The 18,041-nt window shown below is 74.6% G+C and carries 17 protein-coding genes; 6 read left to right on the top strand and 11 right to left on the bottom strand.

Features of this window, described 5'->3' with window-relative positions:
* Positions 1-18 precede the first annotated feature (18 nt).
* The 9 genes from QCZ28_RS20550 to QCZ28_RS20510 form a co-directional block, all read right to left on the bottom strand.
* On the bottom strand, positions 19-417 hold the full coding sequence (locus QCZ28_RS20550) for a DUF3040 domain-containing protein (protein ID WP_030334542.1): 399 nt from the start codon (positions 415-417) through the stop codon (positions 19-21).
* 116 nt (positions 418-533) lie between these two features.
* Positions 534-1,793, bottom strand: coding sequence for a DNA polymerase IV (locus QCZ28_RS20545; protein WP_279518170.1), 1,260 nt, complete (start codon positions 1,791-1,793; stop codon positions 534-536).
* A gap of 61 nt (positions 1,794-1,854) precedes the next feature.
* Positions 1,855-3,027 carry an alkaline phosphatase family protein gene (locus tag QCZ28_RS20540; protein WP_279518169.1) on the bottom strand — a complete coding sequence of 391 codons (1,173 nt, stop codon included), beginning with the start codon at positions 3,025-3,027 and terminating at the stop codon, positions 1,855-1,857.
* A complete protein-coding gene (locus QCZ28_RS20535; protein ID WP_279518168.1) occupies positions 3,024-3,791 on the bottom strand; it encodes a methyltransferase domain-containing protein in 768 nt (255 codons plus the stop codon). The genes QCZ28_RS20540 and QCZ28_RS20535 overlap by 4 nt, the downstream gene beginning before the upstream one ends.
* A gap of 75 nt (positions 3,792-3,866) precedes the next feature.
* Positions 3,867-4,043 carry a hypothetical protein gene (locus QCZ28_RS20530; RefSeq protein WP_167337320.1) on the bottom strand — a complete coding sequence of 59 codons (177 nt, stop codon included), beginning with the start codon at positions 4,041-4,043 and terminating at the stop codon, positions 3,867-3,869.
* A 93-nt stretch (positions 4,044-4,136) separates the two neighbouring features.
* Entirely contained in the window at positions 4,137-7,520 is a 3,384-nt protein-coding gene (locus tag QCZ28_RS20525) for an error-prone DNA polymerase (protein ID WP_279518167.1), read from the bottom strand.
* Positions 7,521-7,663: 143 nt separating this feature from the next.
* Entirely contained in the window at positions 7,664-9,226 is a 1,563-nt protein-coding gene (locus QCZ28_RS20520; protein WP_279518166.1) for a DNA polymerase Y family protein, read from the bottom strand.
* Positions 9,223-9,948 carry a hypothetical protein gene (locus QCZ28_RS20515; RefSeq protein ID WP_279518165.1) on the bottom strand — a complete coding sequence of 242 codons (726 nt, stop codon included), beginning with the start codon at positions 9,946-9,948 and terminating at the stop codon, positions 9,223-9,225. The genes QCZ28_RS20520 and QCZ28_RS20515 overlap by 4 nt, the downstream gene beginning before the upstream one ends.
* Positions 9,949-10,054: 106 nt before the next feature.
* Complete coding sequence (locus QCZ28_RS20510) at positions 10,055-10,504, bottom strand: SAV_6107 family HEPN domain-containing protein (protein WP_030334555.1); 450 nt, start codon at positions 10,502-10,504, stop codon at positions 10,055-10,057.
* Between the two features lie 444 nt (positions 10,505-10,948).
* On the opposite strand from QCZ28_RS20510, the gene QCZ28_RS20505 reads away from it, so the two are divergent.
* From QCZ28_RS20505 to crtI, 6 genes are read left to right on the top strand one after another with little or no spacing between them, the layout of a single operon-like run.
* On the top strand, positions 10,949-11,437 hold the full coding sequence (locus QCZ28_RS20505) for a YbaK/EbsC family protein (protein WP_279518164.1): 489 nt from the start codon (positions 10,949-10,951) through the stop codon (positions 11,435-11,437).
* Between the two features lie 14 nt (positions 11,438-11,451).
* Positions 11,452-12,204 carry a monooxygenase gene (locus QCZ28_RS20500; RefSeq protein WP_279518209.1) on the top strand — a complete coding sequence of 251 codons (753 nt, stop codon included), beginning with the start codon at positions 11,452-11,454 and terminating at the stop codon, positions 12,202-12,204.
* Positions 12,201-12,752, top strand: coding sequence for a GNAT family N-acetyltransferase (locus QCZ28_RS20495; protein WP_279518163.1), 552 nt, complete (start codon positions 12,201-12,203; stop codon positions 12,750-12,752). Before QCZ28_RS20500 ends, QCZ28_RS20495 begins: the two co-directional genes overlap by 4 nt.
* Positions 12,749-13,627 carry a carotenoid biosynthesis protein gene (locus tag QCZ28_RS20490; protein ID WP_279518162.1) on the top strand — a complete coding sequence of 293 codons (879 nt, stop codon included), beginning with the start codon at positions 12,749-12,751 and terminating at the stop codon, positions 13,625-13,627. The genes QCZ28_RS20495 and QCZ28_RS20490 overlap by 4 nt, the downstream gene beginning before the upstream one ends.
* A complete protein-coding gene (locus QCZ28_RS20485; protein WP_279518161.1) occupies positions 13,624-14,751 on the top strand; it encodes a glycosyltransferase family 2 protein in 1,128 nt (375 codons plus the stop codon). Before QCZ28_RS20490 ends, QCZ28_RS20485 begins: the two co-directional genes overlap by 4 nt.
* An 11-nt stretch (positions 14,752-14,762) precedes the next feature.
* Positions 14,763-16,250 (top strand): phytoene desaturase family protein, encoded by a 1,488-nt coding sequence (gene crtI, locus QCZ28_RS20480; protein ID WP_279518160.1) that lies wholly within the window; start codon positions 14,763-14,765, stop codon positions 16,248-16,250.
* On the opposite strand, the gene QCZ28_RS20475 is transcribed toward crtI, so the two are convergent.
* Both QCZ28_RS20475 and metF read right to left on the bottom strand, forming a co-directional pair.
* Entirely contained in the window at positions 16,251-16,940 is a 690-nt protein-coding gene (locus QCZ28_RS20475) for a CDP-alcohol phosphatidyltransferase family protein (RefSeq protein ID WP_279518159.1), read from the bottom strand.
* A 44-nt stretch (positions 16,941-16,984) separates the two neighbouring features.
* A complete protein-coding gene (gene metF, locus QCZ28_RS20470; protein WP_279518158.1) occupies positions 16,985-17,902 on the bottom strand; it encodes a methylenetetrahydrofolate reductase [NAD(P)H] in 918 nt (305 codons plus the stop codon).
* Positions 17,903-18,041 lie beyond the last annotated feature (139 nt).

Raw genomic sequence — 18,041 nt, 5'->3', positions numbered from 1 at the left:
CTCAGCGGCGGGACCGGCTCAGCGGTGCCCCTCCGGGCGCTGCCGCCACCTGTCCTCCATACGGTCCAGGATCGACGACCGGCGACCGGATCGGCCACCGCGCGGACGACGGCGACTCGTCGTGCCGCCCACCACGTGCAGGTCGGGTGACTGCGCCCGCCGGTGCGACTGCACCGCGAACGCGGCCGACGCCAGCATGACGACGAAGCCCGCCACCGCCAATGGTGGAGTCTTGATCACCGCGCCATAGACCAGTAGAGCCAAGCCAGCGATGATGACGCCGGCGGCGACGAGCAGGCGACGCCGCGCATGGAAGCGCGGATCGCTGGCGCGCACGGCCGAGGCGAATTTGGGGTCCTCGGCAAGCGACCGCTCGATCTGCTCGAACAGCCGCTGCTCGTGCTCCGAGAGCGGCACGGCACTCCTCCCCGGTCACGTTGGTCGGGCCCACTCGGGCCGACAGACCGTGGCAGCCATCCGGCTGCTTACCCGCAAGTCTACGAGGGGGGTCGCGCGTCGGAAAGCGGGACGACCTATGGGCGGGGTGGATTTTCGTTTCGACGGCGATCACGGTCGCCCATCAGACTGGCCGGACCTATGACGGACCGCCCGAAACGGGCAGCGGCGGCGTCCGCGGCAGCTTCCGCCTCACGCCAGCCGCGCTCGGGGGCGCCGAGGGTGAGTTGCCGGGGAGCACCCTTCGCCGGGGCGAGTCCTTCCACCCGGACACCGACGAGTCGGATCCGCTCGCCCGGGTCCAGGGCGGTGTAGAGCGCCCAGACCGTGTCGAACATCTCACGGGCGGTGTCGGTGGGCACGTCGAGGGTGCGAGATCGGCTGACGGTGCGGAAGTCGGCCAGCCGGACCTTGAGTGAGACGGTGCGCCCGACCTGGCCGGAGCCGCGCAACCGGACGCCGACCTTCGCGCTGAGCGCGAGCAACGCGCGGCGGATCTCCAACGGGTCGGCCACGTCGACGTCGAAGGTCACCTCGGCGCCGATCGACTTGTCGACGTGCTCGGGGCTGACCCCGCGCGGGTCGCGACCCCAGGCCAACTCGTGCAGGTGCGACGCCGAGGCGGCGCCGACGGCTCGACGGAGCATGCCCACCGGCGCCTCGGCGAGGTCGCCGACGGTGGCCAGGCCGAGCTTGCGCAGCGCCTCGGCGGCCCGCTCCCCCACCCCCCACAGGGCGTCCACCGGCAGCGGGTGCAGGAAGTCGAGCACCTGCCCCGGAGGCACGACCAGCAGGCCGTCCGGCTTGGCCCGGGTGGAACCCAGCTTGGCCACGAACTTGGTCGGCGCCACCCCGACCGAGCAGGTCAGCGCCTGCTCGTCGGCGACCCGGCGACGGATCAGCCGGGCGATGGTGGCCGGCGAACCGAAGAGCCGCCGGGCGCCGGTCACGTCGAGGAACGCCTCGTCGAGGGAGAGCGGCTCGACCAGCGGCGTGACGTCCCGGAAGATCTGCATGACGGCCCGGGAGGCGGCCGAGTACGCGGAGAAGTCCGGTGGCAGGTAGACCGCGTGCGGGCAGCGGGCCCGGGCCTGGCTGGTCGGCATCGCGCTGCGTACGCCGTACCGGCGGGCCTCGTAGCTGGCCGAGCTGACCACGCCGCGCGGGCCGACGCCGCCGACGATCACCGGCCGGCCACGCAGCTCGGGGCGGCGGCGCACCTCGACCGCGGCGAAGAAGGCGTCCATGTCGACGTGCAGGATCGGGCTGGCGGAGTCGTCGGCGTCCGGCCCGAAGCGCGGATCGTCGCCCCGGGGCAACGACTGACTGCGGCCCATCCCGGCAGGTTAACCCGGGGGTACGACACCACCATCGGCCAGTGGGCCGAACCGCCCCCGCTCAGCCCCGGACGACCAGCAACGGCACTGTCAGCTCGGCGGCGGTGTCCGACCCGTGGTAGGCCACCAACTTCGACGCCATCGGCCGCTCGGTGCGGCTGGCCATGACCGCGTACGTGTCATTGCAGGTCACCACCACGTCGCCGACGCGGCCCAGGTGTTCCTCGGGCACCGGCCCGAACCAGCCGGTGGCCACCACCTCGTCGCGGGTGCGTACCCGGGCCGTGGCGCCCAGCACCGCCGACCAGGCGGCCAGCACGTCCTCGGTCGCGCCCGGCTCGGTGTGCAGGTAGCGGACCCGGGCCTCGCCGGCCACCAACCGCACACCGGCCCGCAGCCGCGGATCGGTGTCCAGGTCGAAGCGGTGCGCGGCGGGGATGTCGAGCTGCCCGTGGTCGGCGGTGACCAGCAGCGCCGCGTCCGGGGGCAGCCCGTCCACCAGCCGGGCGAGCAGGGCGTCCACCTCGGCGGCGGCGACCCGCCAGGGCTCCGAGTCGACGCCGTAGACGTGGCCGTACCGGTCCAGGTCGGCGTGGTAACCGGAGACGAGGGTCGGCCCGGAGCCGGTGGCCAGCGCGGCCAGCATGGTGGCGGCCACCGCGTCTCCGCCGGCGGCGCCCCGGAAGTCGCCACCCCGGTTGGCGGCGACTGTCAACCCGCTGCCGCCGAACTCCGGCCGACTCACCACTGTCGTCGTCACCCCGGCGGCTCGGGCCCGCTCCAACTGGGTGGGCACCGGCTGCCAGTGCAGCGGCGACGGATCGGCGGCCCAGTCCGTGTGGGTGAGCACCCGATCGGTGCCGGGCACCCGCACGGTGAAGCCGAGCACCCCGTGCGCGCCCGGCGCGACACCGGTGCCCAGCGACACCAGGCTGGTCGGGGTGGTGGACGGGAAGCCGGCGATCAGCGGGCGGGCCACCGTCGCGGCGAGCCCGGCGAGCGTCGGCGCGTACGGCGCCGCGGTCGGCAGCTGGTACCAGCCGAGCCCGTCGACCAGCAGTACGGCGATCCGGCGTACCCCGGCCAGCGCGGGCACCAGCCCGAGCGGGTCGGCCGAGCCGGGCACCCCGAGCACGGCCAGCGCGCTGGGCAGCACGTCGGCGAGCCGGCCGCCGCCGTGCTGCGGCCCGAGGATCGCCAGCGGCGCCGGCCCGTCACCGGCCTCGGCGATCATGCCGGCCGGCGGGCGAACAGGTGCAGTTGGGCGGCCAGGTCCCGGTACGGCGACTGGGCGGCCAGCGCACGTTCCAGCTCGACCAGGGCTGCGGGCTGCCCGTCGGCGACCGCGGCCGGCAGCAGGTCGGCCAGCACGCGTACCCCGTGGATCTCCTCGACCACCAGCCCGGCGGCGCCGAGCAGCGCGGCGGCGCCCGGGGCGTCGTAGCGTCGGCGCAGCGTGTCGCGCGGCCCCGCGGTGCCGGCCGGATCGGCGGCCACCGCGGTCGCGACGTCCAGGTGCCCGTTCATCGCCCGGCCCAGCACGGCGGCGGCCCGACCGGCCACCAGCACACTGGCCGCGCCGCCCGGGCGCAGCGCGCTGGCCAGCGCGGTCACCACCGGCGTCGGGTCGTCGACAACCTCCAGTACGGCGTGGCAGAGCACCAGGTCGACGCCGGCCGGCTCGACCAGCCCAGCGAGGGCGTCGCCGTCGCCCTGCACGGCGACGATCCGGTCGGCCACCCCGGCCTCGGCGGCGCGGCGGGTGAGTGCGGCGAGCGCGTCGGGGCTGGCGTCGACGACGGTGACCCGATGCCCGGCGCGGGCCAGCGGAACGGCGAAACCGCCGGTGCCGCCGCCCACGTCCAGCACGGTGAGCTCGGCGTCGCCGCGCCGGTCCAGCTCGGCACGGAGCACCGACCAGATCACGGCGGTGCGGGGTGTCAGCGGCGGCTCGGCGAACCGGCCTCGGGTCTGCTCCACCCGGCCGAGCCTAGTCACCCGGCCCGGTGGTGGCGCGGGCGTGTGGTGGGTGCGCCCACCACACGCCCGATCGGTGCGTGGTGCGGCGGTTGGTCAGGCCTCGGCACCCTCGGTCTCGTCCTCCGCCCGGGACCGGCGCTCGTTGGCCACCGGACCGTTGGTCACCTCGTACTCGCGGGGGTCGGCGAGGTGCGACGGCACCCAGCCGTTGCCCAGTCGGGTCCGCCGGGCGTTGGCGATTCCACCGGTGTACGCGTGATTTCCCGTCACTGTCGTTCCCCCTCACGGATCACGGGCCGCTCTGCCCGCTCGCAACGAGTCTCCCGCTCGGCGGCTCGGGAAACCGTAATGTGGATCACTGGATCAGCGGAAGTCACGGGACGCGGGACTCACCGGCGGCTCGATGGCGTCCAGCCGGTCGGCGACCAGGTTGGTCACCCCCTCGTGCCGCTGCAACCGCCCCCGGACCACCAGCGCGGCGCTGGTCCGCGCCACCCGGCGGTAGCGCTGCCACAGCCCCGGCGAACAGGTGACGTTGAGCATCCCCGTCTCGTCCTCCAGGTTGAGGAAGGTGACCCCGCCCGCGGTCGCCGGGCGTTGCCGGTGGGTGACGATGCCACCGACCCGGATCCGTTGCCCCGGCTCCACCCGGCCGAGCCGGGCGATCGGCACCGCGCCGAGCACGTCGAGCTGCCCCCGGATGAACCGGGCCGGATGGCTCTCCGGCGACAACCCGGTGGCCCACACGTCGGCGACCAGCCGGTCCACCGCCTCCATTCCGGGCAGCGTGGGCGCCGCCGCGCCGGTCACCGTGCCGGGCAACCGACCCGGCCGGTCCTGGGCCGCCGCGCCGGCCGCCCACAGCGCCTCCCGCCGGGTCAGCCCGAAACAGGCGAAGGCGTCCGCGGTGGCCAACGCCTCCAGCTGCGCGGCGGTGAGACCGAGCCGCCGGGCCAGATCGGGCATGTCCCGGTACGGCCCACCGGCGACCCGTTCCGCCTCGATCCGTTCGGCCACGTCGGCGCCGAGGGTCCGCACGCTGGACAGGCCGAGCCGGACGGCGGGGCCGCCCAGCCCCCAGGCGTGCGGCGGCTCCCCCGGCCCGCTGCCCCACCGGGTGTCCGGGGTGGACTCCAGCACCGCCTTGGCCCCGCTGGCGTTGATGTCCGGACGACGCACCTCCACCCCGTGCCGGCGGGCGTCGTCGACCAGGGTCTGCGGCGAGTAGAAGCCCATCGGCTGGGCGTTGAGCAGCGCGGCCAGGAACGGCGCCGGGTGGTAGCGCTTGAGCCAGGAACTGGCGTACACCAGGTAGGCGAAGCTCATCGCGTGGCTCTCCGGGAAGCCGTAACTGGCGAACGCGGTGAGCTTGCGGTAGACGTCGTCGGCCAGCTCACCGGTGATGCCCCGCTCGGCCATCCCGGCGTAGAGCCGCTCGGCGATCCGGGTCATCCGCTCGACCGACCGTTTGGCGCCCATCGCCCGGCGCAACTGGTCGGCCTCGGCCGCGTCGAAGCCGGCCAGGTCGATGGCGAGCTGCATCAGCTGCTCCTGGAACAACGGCACACCCAGGGTCTTCTCCAGGGCGTTGCGCATCAGCGGGTGCGCGAAGGTCACCGGCTCCTGGCCGTTCTTGCGCCGGATGAACGGGTGCACCGAACCGCCCTGGATCGGGCCGGGCCGGATCAACGCCACCTCGACCACCAGGTCGTAGAACTCGCGGGGCTTGAGCCGGGGCAGGGTGGCCATCTGGGCGCGGCTCTCCACCTGGAACACCCCGACCGAGTCGGCCCGGCAGAGCATGTCGTAGACCTCCGGGTCATCCAGGGTCATGTCGCCCAGGTCGAGGCTCTCCCCGATCATGTCGTAGCCGTAGTGCAGGGCGGAGAGCATGCCCAGGCCGAGCAGGTCGAACTTGACCAGGCCCACCGCCGCGCAGTCGTCCTTGTCCCACTGCAGGACGCTGCGCCCGGGCATCCGCCCCCACTCCACCGGGCAGACCTCGATCACCGGCCGGTCGCAGATCACCATGCCACCGGAGTGGATGCCCAGGTGCCGCGGGAACGTCTGCAACTCGTTGGCGTACTCCACCACCTGCTCGGGGATGTTCTCCACATCGACGGTGGCGACCGAGCCCCACCTGTCGATCTGCTTGCTCCAGGCGTCCTGCTGCCCCGGTGAGTAGCCGAAGGCCTTGGCCACGTCCCGCACCGCCGAGCGGGGCCGGTAGGAGATGACGTTGGCGACCTGGGCGGCGTGCTCCCGGCCGTAGCGGGTGTAGACGTGCTGGATCACCTCCTCCCGGCGGTCGGACTCGATGTCCACGTCGATGTCCGGTGGGCCGTCGCGTTCCGGGGCGAGGAACCGTTCGAAGAGCAGCCGGTGCCGCACCGCGTCCACATTGGTGATCCGCAACGCGTAGCAGACCGCCGAGTTGGCCGCCGAACCCCGGCCCTGGCAGTAGATGTCCTGCTCGCGGCAGAACGAGACGATGTCGTAGACCACCAGGAAGTAGCCGGGGAACCCCAGCTCCTCGATCATGTTCAGTTCGTGGTCGAGTTGCGCGTACGCCGCCGGGTGCGCCTGCGGCGGCCCGTAGCGCTCGTGCGCCCCGTCCGCGGTGAGCTTGCGCAGCCAGCTCATCTCGGTGTGCCCCGGTGGCACCGGGTACGCCGGCAGCTGCGGCGCGACGAGCTGGAGGTCGAAGGCCAACTCGGCGCCGAACTCGGCGGCCCGCGCCACCGCCCCCGGGTACGCGGCGAACCGGGCCGCCATCTCCGCGCCGCTGCGCAGGTGGGCGGTGGCCGCCGCGGGCAGCCACCCGTCGATCTCGTCCAGGCTGCGTCGGGCCCGCACCGCGGCGACGGTGGTGGCCAGCCGCCGCCGGCCAGGGCTGGCGTAGTGCACGTTGTTGCTGGCCACCGTCGGCAACCCGGCCGCGGCGGCCAGCTCGGCGAGCGCGTCGTTGCGGTCGGCGTCGACGGGGTGGCCGTGGTCGGTCAGCTCCACCGCCACCGTCTCCGCGCCGAAGAGCGCGGTCAGCCGGTCCAACTCGCGGGCCGCCGCGTCCACCCCCTCGGTGAGCAGCGCCCCCGGCACGTGCCCCTTGCGGCAGCCGGTCAGCACCAGCACGTGGTCCTTCAGCTCGGCGGCGACCTCTTCCAGCTCCCCGTAGACCGGGCGGCCCTTCTCCCCGCCGCGTAGCTGGGCGCGGGCGATGGTGGTCGCCAGCCGGGCGTACCCCTCGTGGCCGTGCGCGAGCACCAGCAGGTGCGCGCCCTGCGGGTCGGGCTCACCGTTCTGCGGACCGGGCAGGTCGAGGGACAACTCCGCGCCGAAGATGGTCGGCAGGCCCAGCGTGCGGGCCGCCTCGGCGAAGCGGACCACCCCGTAGAAGCCGTCGTGGTCGGTGACGGCGAGCGCGGTGAGCCCCAGCCGGGCCGCCTCCTCGGCCAACTCCTCCGGGTGACTGGCGCCGTCGAGGAAGCTGAAGTTGGTGTGCGCGTGCAGCTCCGCGTAGGGCACCACGCCGTCGGGGCGGGCCAGCTCCGGCGGCTGGTACTGCTCACGGCGGCGGCTCCAGGCCGGGGAGTCACCACCATCGGCGTCCACGGCGAGCGGGTCCACCACGTGCAGGTGCCGCTCACCTCTGCTCCCGCGGTTGCCACCCGCTCGGGTGTCACCGGCCCGGCCGGAGAGCACGCGTTCCAGCTCCGACCAGGGCATCTTCGGGTTGTTAAAGCTCATCCGGTCGCCCCGCCGGCGGCGAGAGGTGCGATGAGCGTGATGACTCACAGGCATCAAGATGCCTGTGAGTCATCACGCTCATCAGGACATCTGTTCCCCGGCCAGCGCGGAGCCAGCCGACGCCGGGCAGGGATCGACCTGACTCAGTCATAGATCGCCTCCACCAACCACTGCCCCGACTCCACGGCCAGCAGCAGGGCAGCACCGTCGGCCAGGCTGACCTGGAATCGGGCCCGGCGGCGGGCCTCGGCCGGCGCCCACCAGCGCTCGTCCACCGGCCACGGCCCGGCCCAACCCACGATCTCCGCTGGCTGACCGGTGCCGACCACCAGTCGGGCGGGCGCGGCGCTCACCGCCAACCGCGCGCTGATCACCACCGGCTCGCCAGCGGCGTCGTGCACGGTCGCGGCGAGCGGACTGGGCAGCACCACGGCGGGCGCGGGCGGCGGCAGCCGGCCCGGCCACGGCGGAGCTTCGGGCCGGGCCGGGAGTCGTTCGTCGCCCCACGGCACCAGTCGCACCTGGTCGGCCGGGGAACGCCCACCACCGAGCACCGCGGTGACCACCGCTTCCGGGCCGAGGATGCCCTGCACCCGGCTCAACGCCCGGTGCGCGCGTTCCCGCTCCTCGCCGGTCTCCCCCCAGAGGCCGGCCTGCAGACCGGCCTGGGCGATCACCCCGTCCGGGACCAGTCGCAGCCGGATGATGCCGGCGGTCGGTCGGGCCGCGCGGGCGCCGGCGCGGCCGTTGCTGCCGGAGAGCCACCCGTCGAGCTGCCAGCGCACCCGGTCGGCGATGGCCGCGGCGGTGAGCAGGCCATCGTGCCGCCACACCCGGTGCAGCTCCTGCCCGTGCTCGGTGACCGCCTCGATGCCGAGCCGGGTGCAGGCCAGCCCGTGCCCGGCCAGCCGCTCGTGCAGCTGCTCGGCCAACGCCCGGGCCACGAACGCCGCCGCGTCGACCCGGTCGATCGGCTCGTCGTGCTCCGAGGTCACCGTCAGGTCGGCCGGCGGCTGTCGGACGGCGAGTGGGCGGTGGTCCCGCCCGGCGGCCAGCCGGTGGGCCAGCGCACCGTCGAACCCGAACCGGGCCAGCACGTCGCCGGCCGGCAGCGCGGCGAAGTCGCCGAGGGTACGCACCCCCAGCCGGCGCAGCAGGTCGGCCAGCGCCGACCGGCCGAGCGCCTCGACCGGCAACCCGGCCAGGAACTCCGGTGTTCCGCCCGGGGCCACCACCCGGCCGGCGCGAGCGGCCAACCCGGCCGCGAACACCCCGTCGGCGATGCCGACCTGGCTCTCCACCAGGCAGGACTGGGCGACGTGTTCGATGATCCGCTCGGCGGCGGCCTCCTCGCCGCCGAGGTAACGGCTCGGCCCCCGGGCGGCCACCGCGCAGGCACCCGGACGGACCACCTCGACACCGGCGACCAGCTCCTCCACCGCGGCGACCACCGGCTCGAACGCCCGGGCGTCCCGACCCGGGTCGTACTCCACGACGGTGAGCTGGGGGCAGCGGCCCTGCGCCTCCCGTTTGCGCAGGCCCCGACGCACCCCCTCGGCTCGGGCCCGCTCGGAGCAGGCGACCACCCGGTTGGCGTGCAGCACGGCGACCGGGCCGGTCGCCGGCACCCCGTCGACGATCTCGGCGGCGAGCACCGGCCAGTCCGGGCACCACAGCAGCAGGGTCCGTGCCGGCGCGCCGGTCATCCCCGACCGACCAGGGCGAGCGGCGCGGCCGACCGGCCCACTGGCGACGGCGGCGTACGAGGGATCACCCGGGTCAACTCGTCGCCCGGCAGCCAGACCTTGATCTCCTTGGGTCGGGCGGCCGCCCCGCGCCCGCGCGCCGAGACGGTGATCTCCCGGCGGCGCAACCGCCCCCGGCCCAGCCCGAGACCCTCCCAGACTCCACGGACCACCTGCAACGTCACGTCCGCGCCGTCCCACCGGCCGTACGGGACGAGCACACTGCCGCGCTGCCGGGCCCGGGCGGCCAACCGGGTGGCGACCGAGGCGGAGACCGTCGCCGGCACTGTGGTGACCACGACGTCCACCCCGTCGATCAGCGCGGCCACCACGGTGGCCCACTCCGGGCCGGGGCTCGGCACCAGGACCAACCGGTCCAGGGCGATGCCCAGCTCAGCGGCCGCGCCCGCGCCGAACGTCGGCACCCCGACCACGGCACACCACGAGCCGGCCCGGGACGCCGCGGCGAGCAGGGCCAACATCAGTGAGGTGCCGCCGCTGCGGCTGGGCTGGCCGGCGGCGACCGCGATGGTGCTGCCCCGGCGCAGGCCCCGGTTGGGCAGCAGACCGGTCAACTCGGGCACCACCGGCAGCACCCGGTGGCCACCGACCGGGTCGGGTGCGCTCGCCGGGCGCACCAGATCGGCCAGCGCGGCGGAACCGACCACCATGCGGCCCGCCATTGGACCAACTCCCCCGTCGTTGCTGTGGATCAGATCAGGACCGGCACGCCGTGCCACCCGCCGCCCCGCGCCCCCCCCCGGGCGGGGGCCCGGCGCCACGACGGGATCAGGCGGCGAGGCCGTCCAGAGCCGGTTGGTGGGCCACGCCGAGCGCGGCTTCCACCACCGTGACGAACTGTTCGGCAGCGCGGAGCAGATCGTCGGCCTCCCGGGCGCTGACCACCCGGGGGATGCCGGCCTCGGCGGCGGCACGCTTGCTGGCCCCCGCTGCGAAGAAGCGGGACCACTCGTCGAGCTCCGGAGCGACCGCGCAGAGGAGGACCCAGACGCTGGTGATCCGGTTGCGCCGACTCGGCGCGGGTCGCGCCCGGGCGGCGAGCAGGGCCGCCGCCGCGCGCAGGGCGGCCAGGTGGGCAGCCGCGTAGCGCAGGCCGTCAGGTCGGGTCTGGCCGGCCTCGACCAGCCCACGGCGGGCCAACATGAGGAGCTGGGCGGGGGTGCGATGCGGCAGCACGTGTGCCGGCACCGTCGGTGCCTGAGCCGGGTTGGTCGGCATGGGTGTCTCTCCTCCACGTGGCCGAGACGTCACTGCGGCGGCTGCTGCCACCGACGAGACGCCGAGGTCGGGGTGGTGCGGAGGAAGACGCACCGGGTGTGGCCGGCCGGGTGTGGATGCTTCCCCACACCACACCCGGCCGGCGGACCGGCGGGTGCGTCGTCCGCCGCCCGGGGGTCGTGGGCGGCGGACGACGCTCCTGCCTGTTGGGACCAGGCTCGCGACTGCCCGGAAACCCAGGTGCGGCCCGCGGAGCCGCACCGCCCGGAGGTGGCGCCGCGAAACGCCGCGCTCCGGCTGGTTGGAACGGGCGTTCGAGGCAATCGAACACTCGTTCTAACTGCTGCTGACAGTACACCTCCCCTCCGACGAAAATGCAACGTGTGACGCGCTGAGCGTGCCGGCCGGATGAACCCACCCCGGCGAACCGGGAAGAATGACGACATGCAGCCACACCCGAACGTACGAGCGGTGCAGGACGCGCTCACCGCCGCCGGCACGCGCGACGGCGGCGGCAAGCCCAGCCTGGTCCGCCTGCTGCCCGACGCGGTGCACACCGCCTCGGCGGCCGCCGAGGCGCTCGACGTCGAGGTCGGTCAGATCGCCAACTCCCTGATCTTCGACGCGGACGACACGCCGCTGCTCGTCCTCACCTCCGGCGCGCACCGGGTCGACACCGCCGGCCTGGCGGCATCGATCGGCGTCACCCGGCTGCGCCGGGCCACCCCGGAGTTCGTCCGGGCCCACACCGGACAGCCGATCGGCGGAGTCGCCCCCCTCGGGCACCCGCACCCGCTGCGCACCCTGGTGGACACGGCGCTGGCGGCGTACCCGGAGATCTGGGCCGCGGGTGGCGTACCCCAGGCGGTCTTCCCGACCACCTACACCGAACTGCTGCGGGTCACCGCCGGCACCCCGGCCGAGGTGGCGTGAGCGAGCGGAGCGCGCTGACCAACCAGTCCAGCAGCGCGGTCCCGGAGCTGGTCACGCTGCACGTGTGGCGGACCTCCCGCGGCGCGCTGCCCCGGGCGCTGACCCGGATGGCGCTGGACCCACGCCGGCTGCGCGCCCTCCCGGGCGCCCGGTTCGGCAAGCTGCTGGGCACCGGGACCGGCACCGACTTCGGGCCGAGGGACGCCGACCTGACCCGGTGGGCGGCGTTGACCGTCTGGGACTCCCCCGCCGCGGCGGCCGACTTCGACGACTCGTCGGTCGGACGGGCCTGGGCGCGCATCGCCCACGCCCAGGCCCGGATCGACCTGCGCCCACTGACCTGCCGGGGCGAGTGGTCCGGCCAGCGGCCGTTCGGTGACCCGTCGGGTGGCCGGGTCACCGGCCCGGTGCTGGCACTGACCCGGGCCCGGCTGCGGGCCCGCCGGGCAGCCACCTTCTGGCGGGCGATCCCGCCGGTGGCCGCCGCCCTGCGCGACGCGCCCGGGCTGCTGGCCCGGTTCGGGGTCGGCGAGGCACCGTTGGGCTGGCAGGGCACGGTGAGCGTGTGGCGCGACCCGACGGACCTGGTGGCGTTCGCGTACCGTCACCCGGAGCATCGGGCGGCGATCATGCGAACCCCCACGGCGGGCTGGTACGCCGAGGAGCTGTTCGCCCGGTTCGAGGTGCGCGACGTGGTCGGCGACCGGTCGGTGCTCGGATGGGTCGCCGATGGCGGCCCGGAAACGGTGAAGGGTGGACGGGCATGAGGTTGGTGCGCTGGACGCCGGACGATCTCGTCCGGCGGCTGGACGACGTGGTGGCCGTCTACGGCGAGGCGATGGGATACCGCACCGACCTGCTGGAGGCCCGGCGCGGTTACATCGCCACCCACGTACGCCGGCCGGGTTTCCGGGCGGTCGCCAGCCTGACCAGCGAGGGGCACCTCGCCGGCTTCGGCTACGGCTATCTGGGCGCCTCCGGTCAGTGGTGGCACGACCAGGTGCACCGCGCGCTGGACGCCCCGACCCGTACGCGCTGGCTCACCCACTGTTTCGAGGTGGTCGAGCTGCACGTCCGGCCACCGGCGCAGGGCCACGGCCTGGGCACCGGTCAGTTGCGCGCCCTGCTCGGCATGGCGGAGGGCGACACCACGCTGCTGTCCACCCCGGAGGCTGACGAGCAGACCTCGCGGGCCTGGCGGCTGTACCGACGGTTCGGCTTCGTCGACGTGCTGCGCGACTTCCACTTCCCCGGCGACGAGCGGCCGTTCGGTGTGCTCGGTCGGAATCTGCCGCTCGACCCGCCGACGTCATGACCCGACGGATCTCCTGGACACTGCTCGCCGTCCTGGTGCTCGCCCAGATCTGCTACCCGCTCACCACCGGCGACACCCGGGCCGGGCTCACCGTGGCCACCGTCGTCCTCGGCTGGCTGCTCTCGGTCGGCCACGCGCTGCTCAGCCGGGGCCCACGGGTGGCGGCGGCGCTGGTCGCTGTGGCCACCGGCGGCGGGTTCGCCATCGAGGCGATCGGGGTGGCCACCGGCGTGCCGTTCGGCAGCTACGACTACTCGGGCGAGCTGGGTCCCAAGCTGGCCGGGGTGCCACTGATCATTCCGTTGGCCTGGACCTGGATGGCCTGGCCGGCGTGGCTGGCAGCGGTCCGACTGACCGGCGGCAACGCCGCAACGGCCGACGGCGGCGCACTGACCGCCGGCGGCAGCGGGTCGACGGTGGGTCGACGGGTGGGGCGGATCGCGCTGGCCACCGTGGGGCTGGCCGCCTGGGACCTCTTCCTGGACCCGCAGATGGTGGCCGAGGGCTACTGGGTGTGGCGCGACGCCACCCCGGCATTGCCCGGCCTGGCCGGCATCCCGGTCAGCAACTACCTGGGCTGGCTGCTCTTCGCGGTGCTGATGATGAGCGCGCTGCGCCCACTGGCCGGGCCGACCGCCGCGCACACCGATCGGCGGGACCACCCGATGGTCGCGCTGTACCTGTGGACGTACTTCTCCAGCATCCTGGCCCACGCGGTCTTCCTCGATCTGCCCGCGTCGGCGCTCTGGGGGGCCGCCGGCATGGCGGTGACCGCCGTACCGCTCACGGTGACCTTCCTACGTGCCCACCGGGGCGGTGACCCCGGTCGGGAGGCCCACCAGCCGCACCGCCCCGGCGTCGACGCGACCCGATGACCGTCCTGCTCGCCCTGCTGATCGCCGTCGCCGCGTTGACCGGACACACCTGGCTCAACGCCGCCCGGTGGCTGCGCCGGCCCACCGACCGGCCCGACGCCGTCGACGAGTCGGTGGCCGTGCTGCTGCCGCTGCGCGACGAGGCCACCCGGGTCACACCCTGCCTGCGCGCCCTGCTCACCCAACGCGGCGTACCCGGGCTGCGCATCGTGGTCCTCGACGACGGGTCCACCGACGGCACCGCCGACGTGGTCCGCGCGGTGGTCGGCGACGACCCCCGGGTCACGCTGCTCAGCGGCGTCGCCCCGCCGCCGGGCTGGCTGGGCAAGCCGCACGCCTGCTGGCAGCTGGCCACCCGGGCCGACCCGGACGCCACCGCGCTGGTCTTCGTCGATGCCGACGTGGTGCTCGCCCCGCACGCCGTGGCCGCGGCCGTCACCGAGTTGCGCGCCGCCCGGGTGACGTTGCTGTCGCCGTACCCCCGGATCGTGGTGGCGACGGCGGCCGACCGGTTGGTGCAGCCGCTGCTGCAGTGGCTCTGGCTGACCTTCCTGCCGCTGCGCGCGATGGAGCGCTCGCCGCGGCCGTCGCTGGCCGCGGCGGGTGGGCAGTTCCTGGTGGTGGACCGGGCCGGCTACACCGCCGCCGGCGGGCACGCCGCGGTCGCCGACAGGATCCTGGAGGACGTCGAGCTGGCCCGGGCGGTCAAGCGGGCCGGCGGGCGGATCGCCCTGGCCGACGGCTCCCGGCTGGCCACCTGCCGGATGTACGACGACTGGCCGCAACTGCGCGACGGGTACTCGAAGTCGCTCTGGGCGTCGTTCGGGCACCCGGGCGCGGCGGCGGCCGTGGTGGCGGCGCTGCTGCTGCTCTACACCGCCCCGCCGCTGATCGCGCTGGCCGGTCTGGTGGCCGGCGCGTCGGGGGTGACCGCAGTGGGCCTGGCCGGCTACCTGCTGGGGGTGGCCGGGCGGGTGCTCACCGCCCGCGCGACAGGTGGCCGATGGTGGCCCGACGCGCTCGCACACCCCGTGTCGGTCGTGGTCCTCGGTTGGCTGACGGTGCGGTCGTACCATCTGCGAAAGCGACGCCGCCTGACCTGGCGGGGTCGCCCGGTCAGCTAGGAGGACGCGGTATGGCGCGGATCGTGGTCGTCGGCGCCGGGGTGGGTGGCCTCGCCACCGCCGCCCGGCTGGCCGCCACCGGGCACCAGGTGACCGTCTTCGAGCGGGCCGACACGGTCGGCGGCAAGCTCGGCCGGTACGCGCACGACACACCGGCCGGCTCGTTCCACTTCGACACCGGGCCGAGCCTGCTCACCCTGCCCGAGGTCTTCCACGACCTGTTCGAGGCGACCGGGGCGAAGCTCGACGAGTACCTGGACCTGGTCCCGTTGGACCCGATCGTCCGGCACGTCTTCCCCGGCGGCGGCCCGACACTGGACTCGTGCGCCGACCCGGTGGAGTTCACCGGCCGGATCGGGGCCGCCTTCGGTGACCGGGCGGCGGCCGACTGGCAGCGGCTGTGGCGCCGGGCGGCGCGGGTGTGGCAGGCCTCCTCGCGGGACATCCTGCGCCGTACCGTCGACTCCCCCCGCGATCTCGCGTCGCTGGCCTGGCGCATCGGCGACCTGGCCGCCATCGCCCCGGGCCGCACCCTGCGCGGCCTGGGCCGCCGGCACCTGTCCGACCCGCGGCTGCGGATGCTGCTGGACCGGTACGCCACCTACACCGGCGCCGACCCACGGCGGGCACCCGCGGCGCTGGTCGCGGTCCCCTACGCCGAGTTGGCCTTCGGTGGCTGGTACCTGCGCGGCGGGCTGGGCACGCTCGCCGACGCGCTGCTGACCCGCTGCCTGGACCTCGGCGTGGTCGTGCAGACCGACGCCACTGTCACCCGGATCGACGCCACCGGCGGCCGGGTGCACGGGGTACGCCTCGCCGGCGTCGCCGCCCCGGTGCCCGCCGACGTGGTGGTGGCCAACGTGGACGCGATCACCGTCTACCGTGACCTGCTGCCGCACCCGGGTCGGCTGGCCGCGCTGACCGACCGCAGCCTCGCCGGTTTCGTGCTGCTGCTCGGCGTCTCCGGCAACACCGGGCTGGCCCACCACAACGTCTTCTTCCCCGACGACTACGACGCCGAGTTCGACGCGGTCTTCGGTGACCCCGGGCGCGGGGTGCGGGCCCGGCCGGCGGCCGACCCGACGGTGTTCGTCACGGTGGCCGACGACCCGATGGTCCGCCCCGCCGGGCACGAGGCGTGGTTCGTGCTGGTCAACGCCGCTCGGCAGGGCACCGCGGCGGGAGCTGTCGACTGGCGACGTCCGGGGCTGGCCGACGCGTACGCCGACCGGATCCTGGACGTGCTGGCGCGGCGCGGTGTGGACGTCCGCGACCGGTTGCTGTTCCGTGAGGTCCGTACCCCCGCCGACCTGGACGTGGCGACCGGTGCGCCAGGTGGCTCGATCTACGGCACCGCCGGTGGGCTGCTCCGCCCGGCCAACCGGGGCCCGGCTAACGGGCTGTGGCTGGTGGGTGGCTCCACCCACCCGGGCGGCGGGTTACCGATGGTGACCCTCTCCGCGCAGATCGTCGCCGACGAGATCGGCCCCGCCTGGTAGTCAACCGGCGTCGAGCAGGGCGCGCCGGATGCTGGAGAGCAGTTGTCCCAGGCCGAACCCGGCCAGCAGCACCCAGACCGCTGTCGCCATGGTGATGGTGCCGGCGGCCAGGTCCGGCTCGATCAGCCCGGCCAGTCCGGCGACCAGCAAGCCGGCCAGCGCCACCGAGACCCGGGTGGGGCGTTCGCCCACTGTCACCGCGCCGATCTCCCGCATACCGGCGGCGACCGCCCGCGCCCGGACGTACTCGTGCAGCCAGGACAGCGCGCCGCCCGCGACGACCAGCCCACCCGGTGCGCCCACCAGCCAGAACGCCAGCAGCCACGCCACCTCACCGAGCCGGTCGGCGACCGAGTCGTAGACGTAGCCCAACCGGGTGGTGCGGCCGGTGGCGACCGCCACCGCACCGTCCACGCTGTCCGCCACGGCGGCGAGCAGCACGAACAGCGCACCGAGGAACGGCCCGTCCCCCGGCCGGCTCACCAGCAACGGTACGCAGAAGCAGAGCAGCACCCCGGCCACGGTGACCGCGGTGGGGCTGACCCGCAGTCGGCCCAGCACATATCCGACGTGGTACGCGAATCGCAGCCAGGCTCGCACCACCGGCGCCGCGACCCGAGGGTCGAACCCGCCGTGCAGCCGCGCCCACGCCGTGGCGTACTGATCCCAGTTCAGCTGTGTGCCCACCACGGATCAACCGTCGCGCCGGGCAACAGGTGTCGCAGGCGCAGCGTTCACACGCGCGCGCCGGCTTTCAGGTTCTGCCAGACCTCGCGGGTCGCCGTGGACCGGTTGAGGGTGATGAAGTGGATTCCCGGCACGCCCTCGTCCAGCAGTCGGCGGCACATCTCACTGGCCTGCTCGATGCCGAGCCGGCGGACGGCGTCCGGGTCGTCGGCGACGCGCTCGAAGCGGGCCGCCAACGCCGGCGGGAACGGCGCGCCGGACAGCTGCACGGACCGTTCGATGGTGCCGATCTGGGTCACCGGCATCACCCCGGCCAGGATCGGGGTGTCACAGCCGGCGGCGGCCACCCGGTCACGTAACCGCAGGTAGTCGTCCGCGTCGAAGAACATCTGGGTGATCGCGAACTCCGCGCCAGCCCGACACTTGCGGACGAACTGGGCGGTGTCGCTGGCCACGTCGGGCGAGCGCGGGTGCTTGTACGGGAAGGCCGCCACGCCGACGCTGAAGTCACCGGCGTCCCGCACCAACCGGACCAGGTCCTCGGCGTAGTCCACGCCCTCGGGGTGGCGGATCCACTCGCCGCCCGGGTTGCCCGGAGGGTCGCCCCGGACGGCCAGCACGTTGCGGACCCCTACCCCGGCGAGCCGGCCGACCACGTGCCGCAACTCGGCGACCGAGTGGTTGACCGCGGTCAGGTGGGCCATCGGCAGCAGGGTGGTCTCGGTGGCGATCCGCTCGGTCACCGCCACGGTGGTGTCCCGGGTCGAGCCGCCCGCGCCGTACGTGATCGACACGAACGACGGGCGCAGCGACTCCAGCTCGCGGATGGCCTGCCAGAGCAGCAGCTCCCCCGCCTCGGTCTTGGGCGGGAAGAACTCGAACGAGAAGGTCGGCTGGTGCTCACGGATGAGCTCCCCGATCGCCGGCTGCGGATTGGGGAGTGTCGAGGGAAGACCGAGCGCCACGCCCCGACTCTAGCGGTCGACGCCAACAGGACCCAGGCCCTTCCCATCCAGCGGCCGACGCCGCCCGGTCAGCCCGACCCGGTGGCCGGCGTCGCCCGGGCGCTCCACCTGGTTGGCGACGCCGCCCGATCCGCACCGA

Origin of the sequence: Micromonospora sp. DH14, from assembly GCF_029809455.1 — a bacterium.
Taxonomy (GTDB): domain Bacteria; phylum Actinomycetota; class Actinomycetes; order Mycobacteriales; family Micromonosporaceae; genus Micromonospora; species Micromonospora parva.
This window is presented reverse-complemented; position numbering and strand designations above follow the sequence as displayed.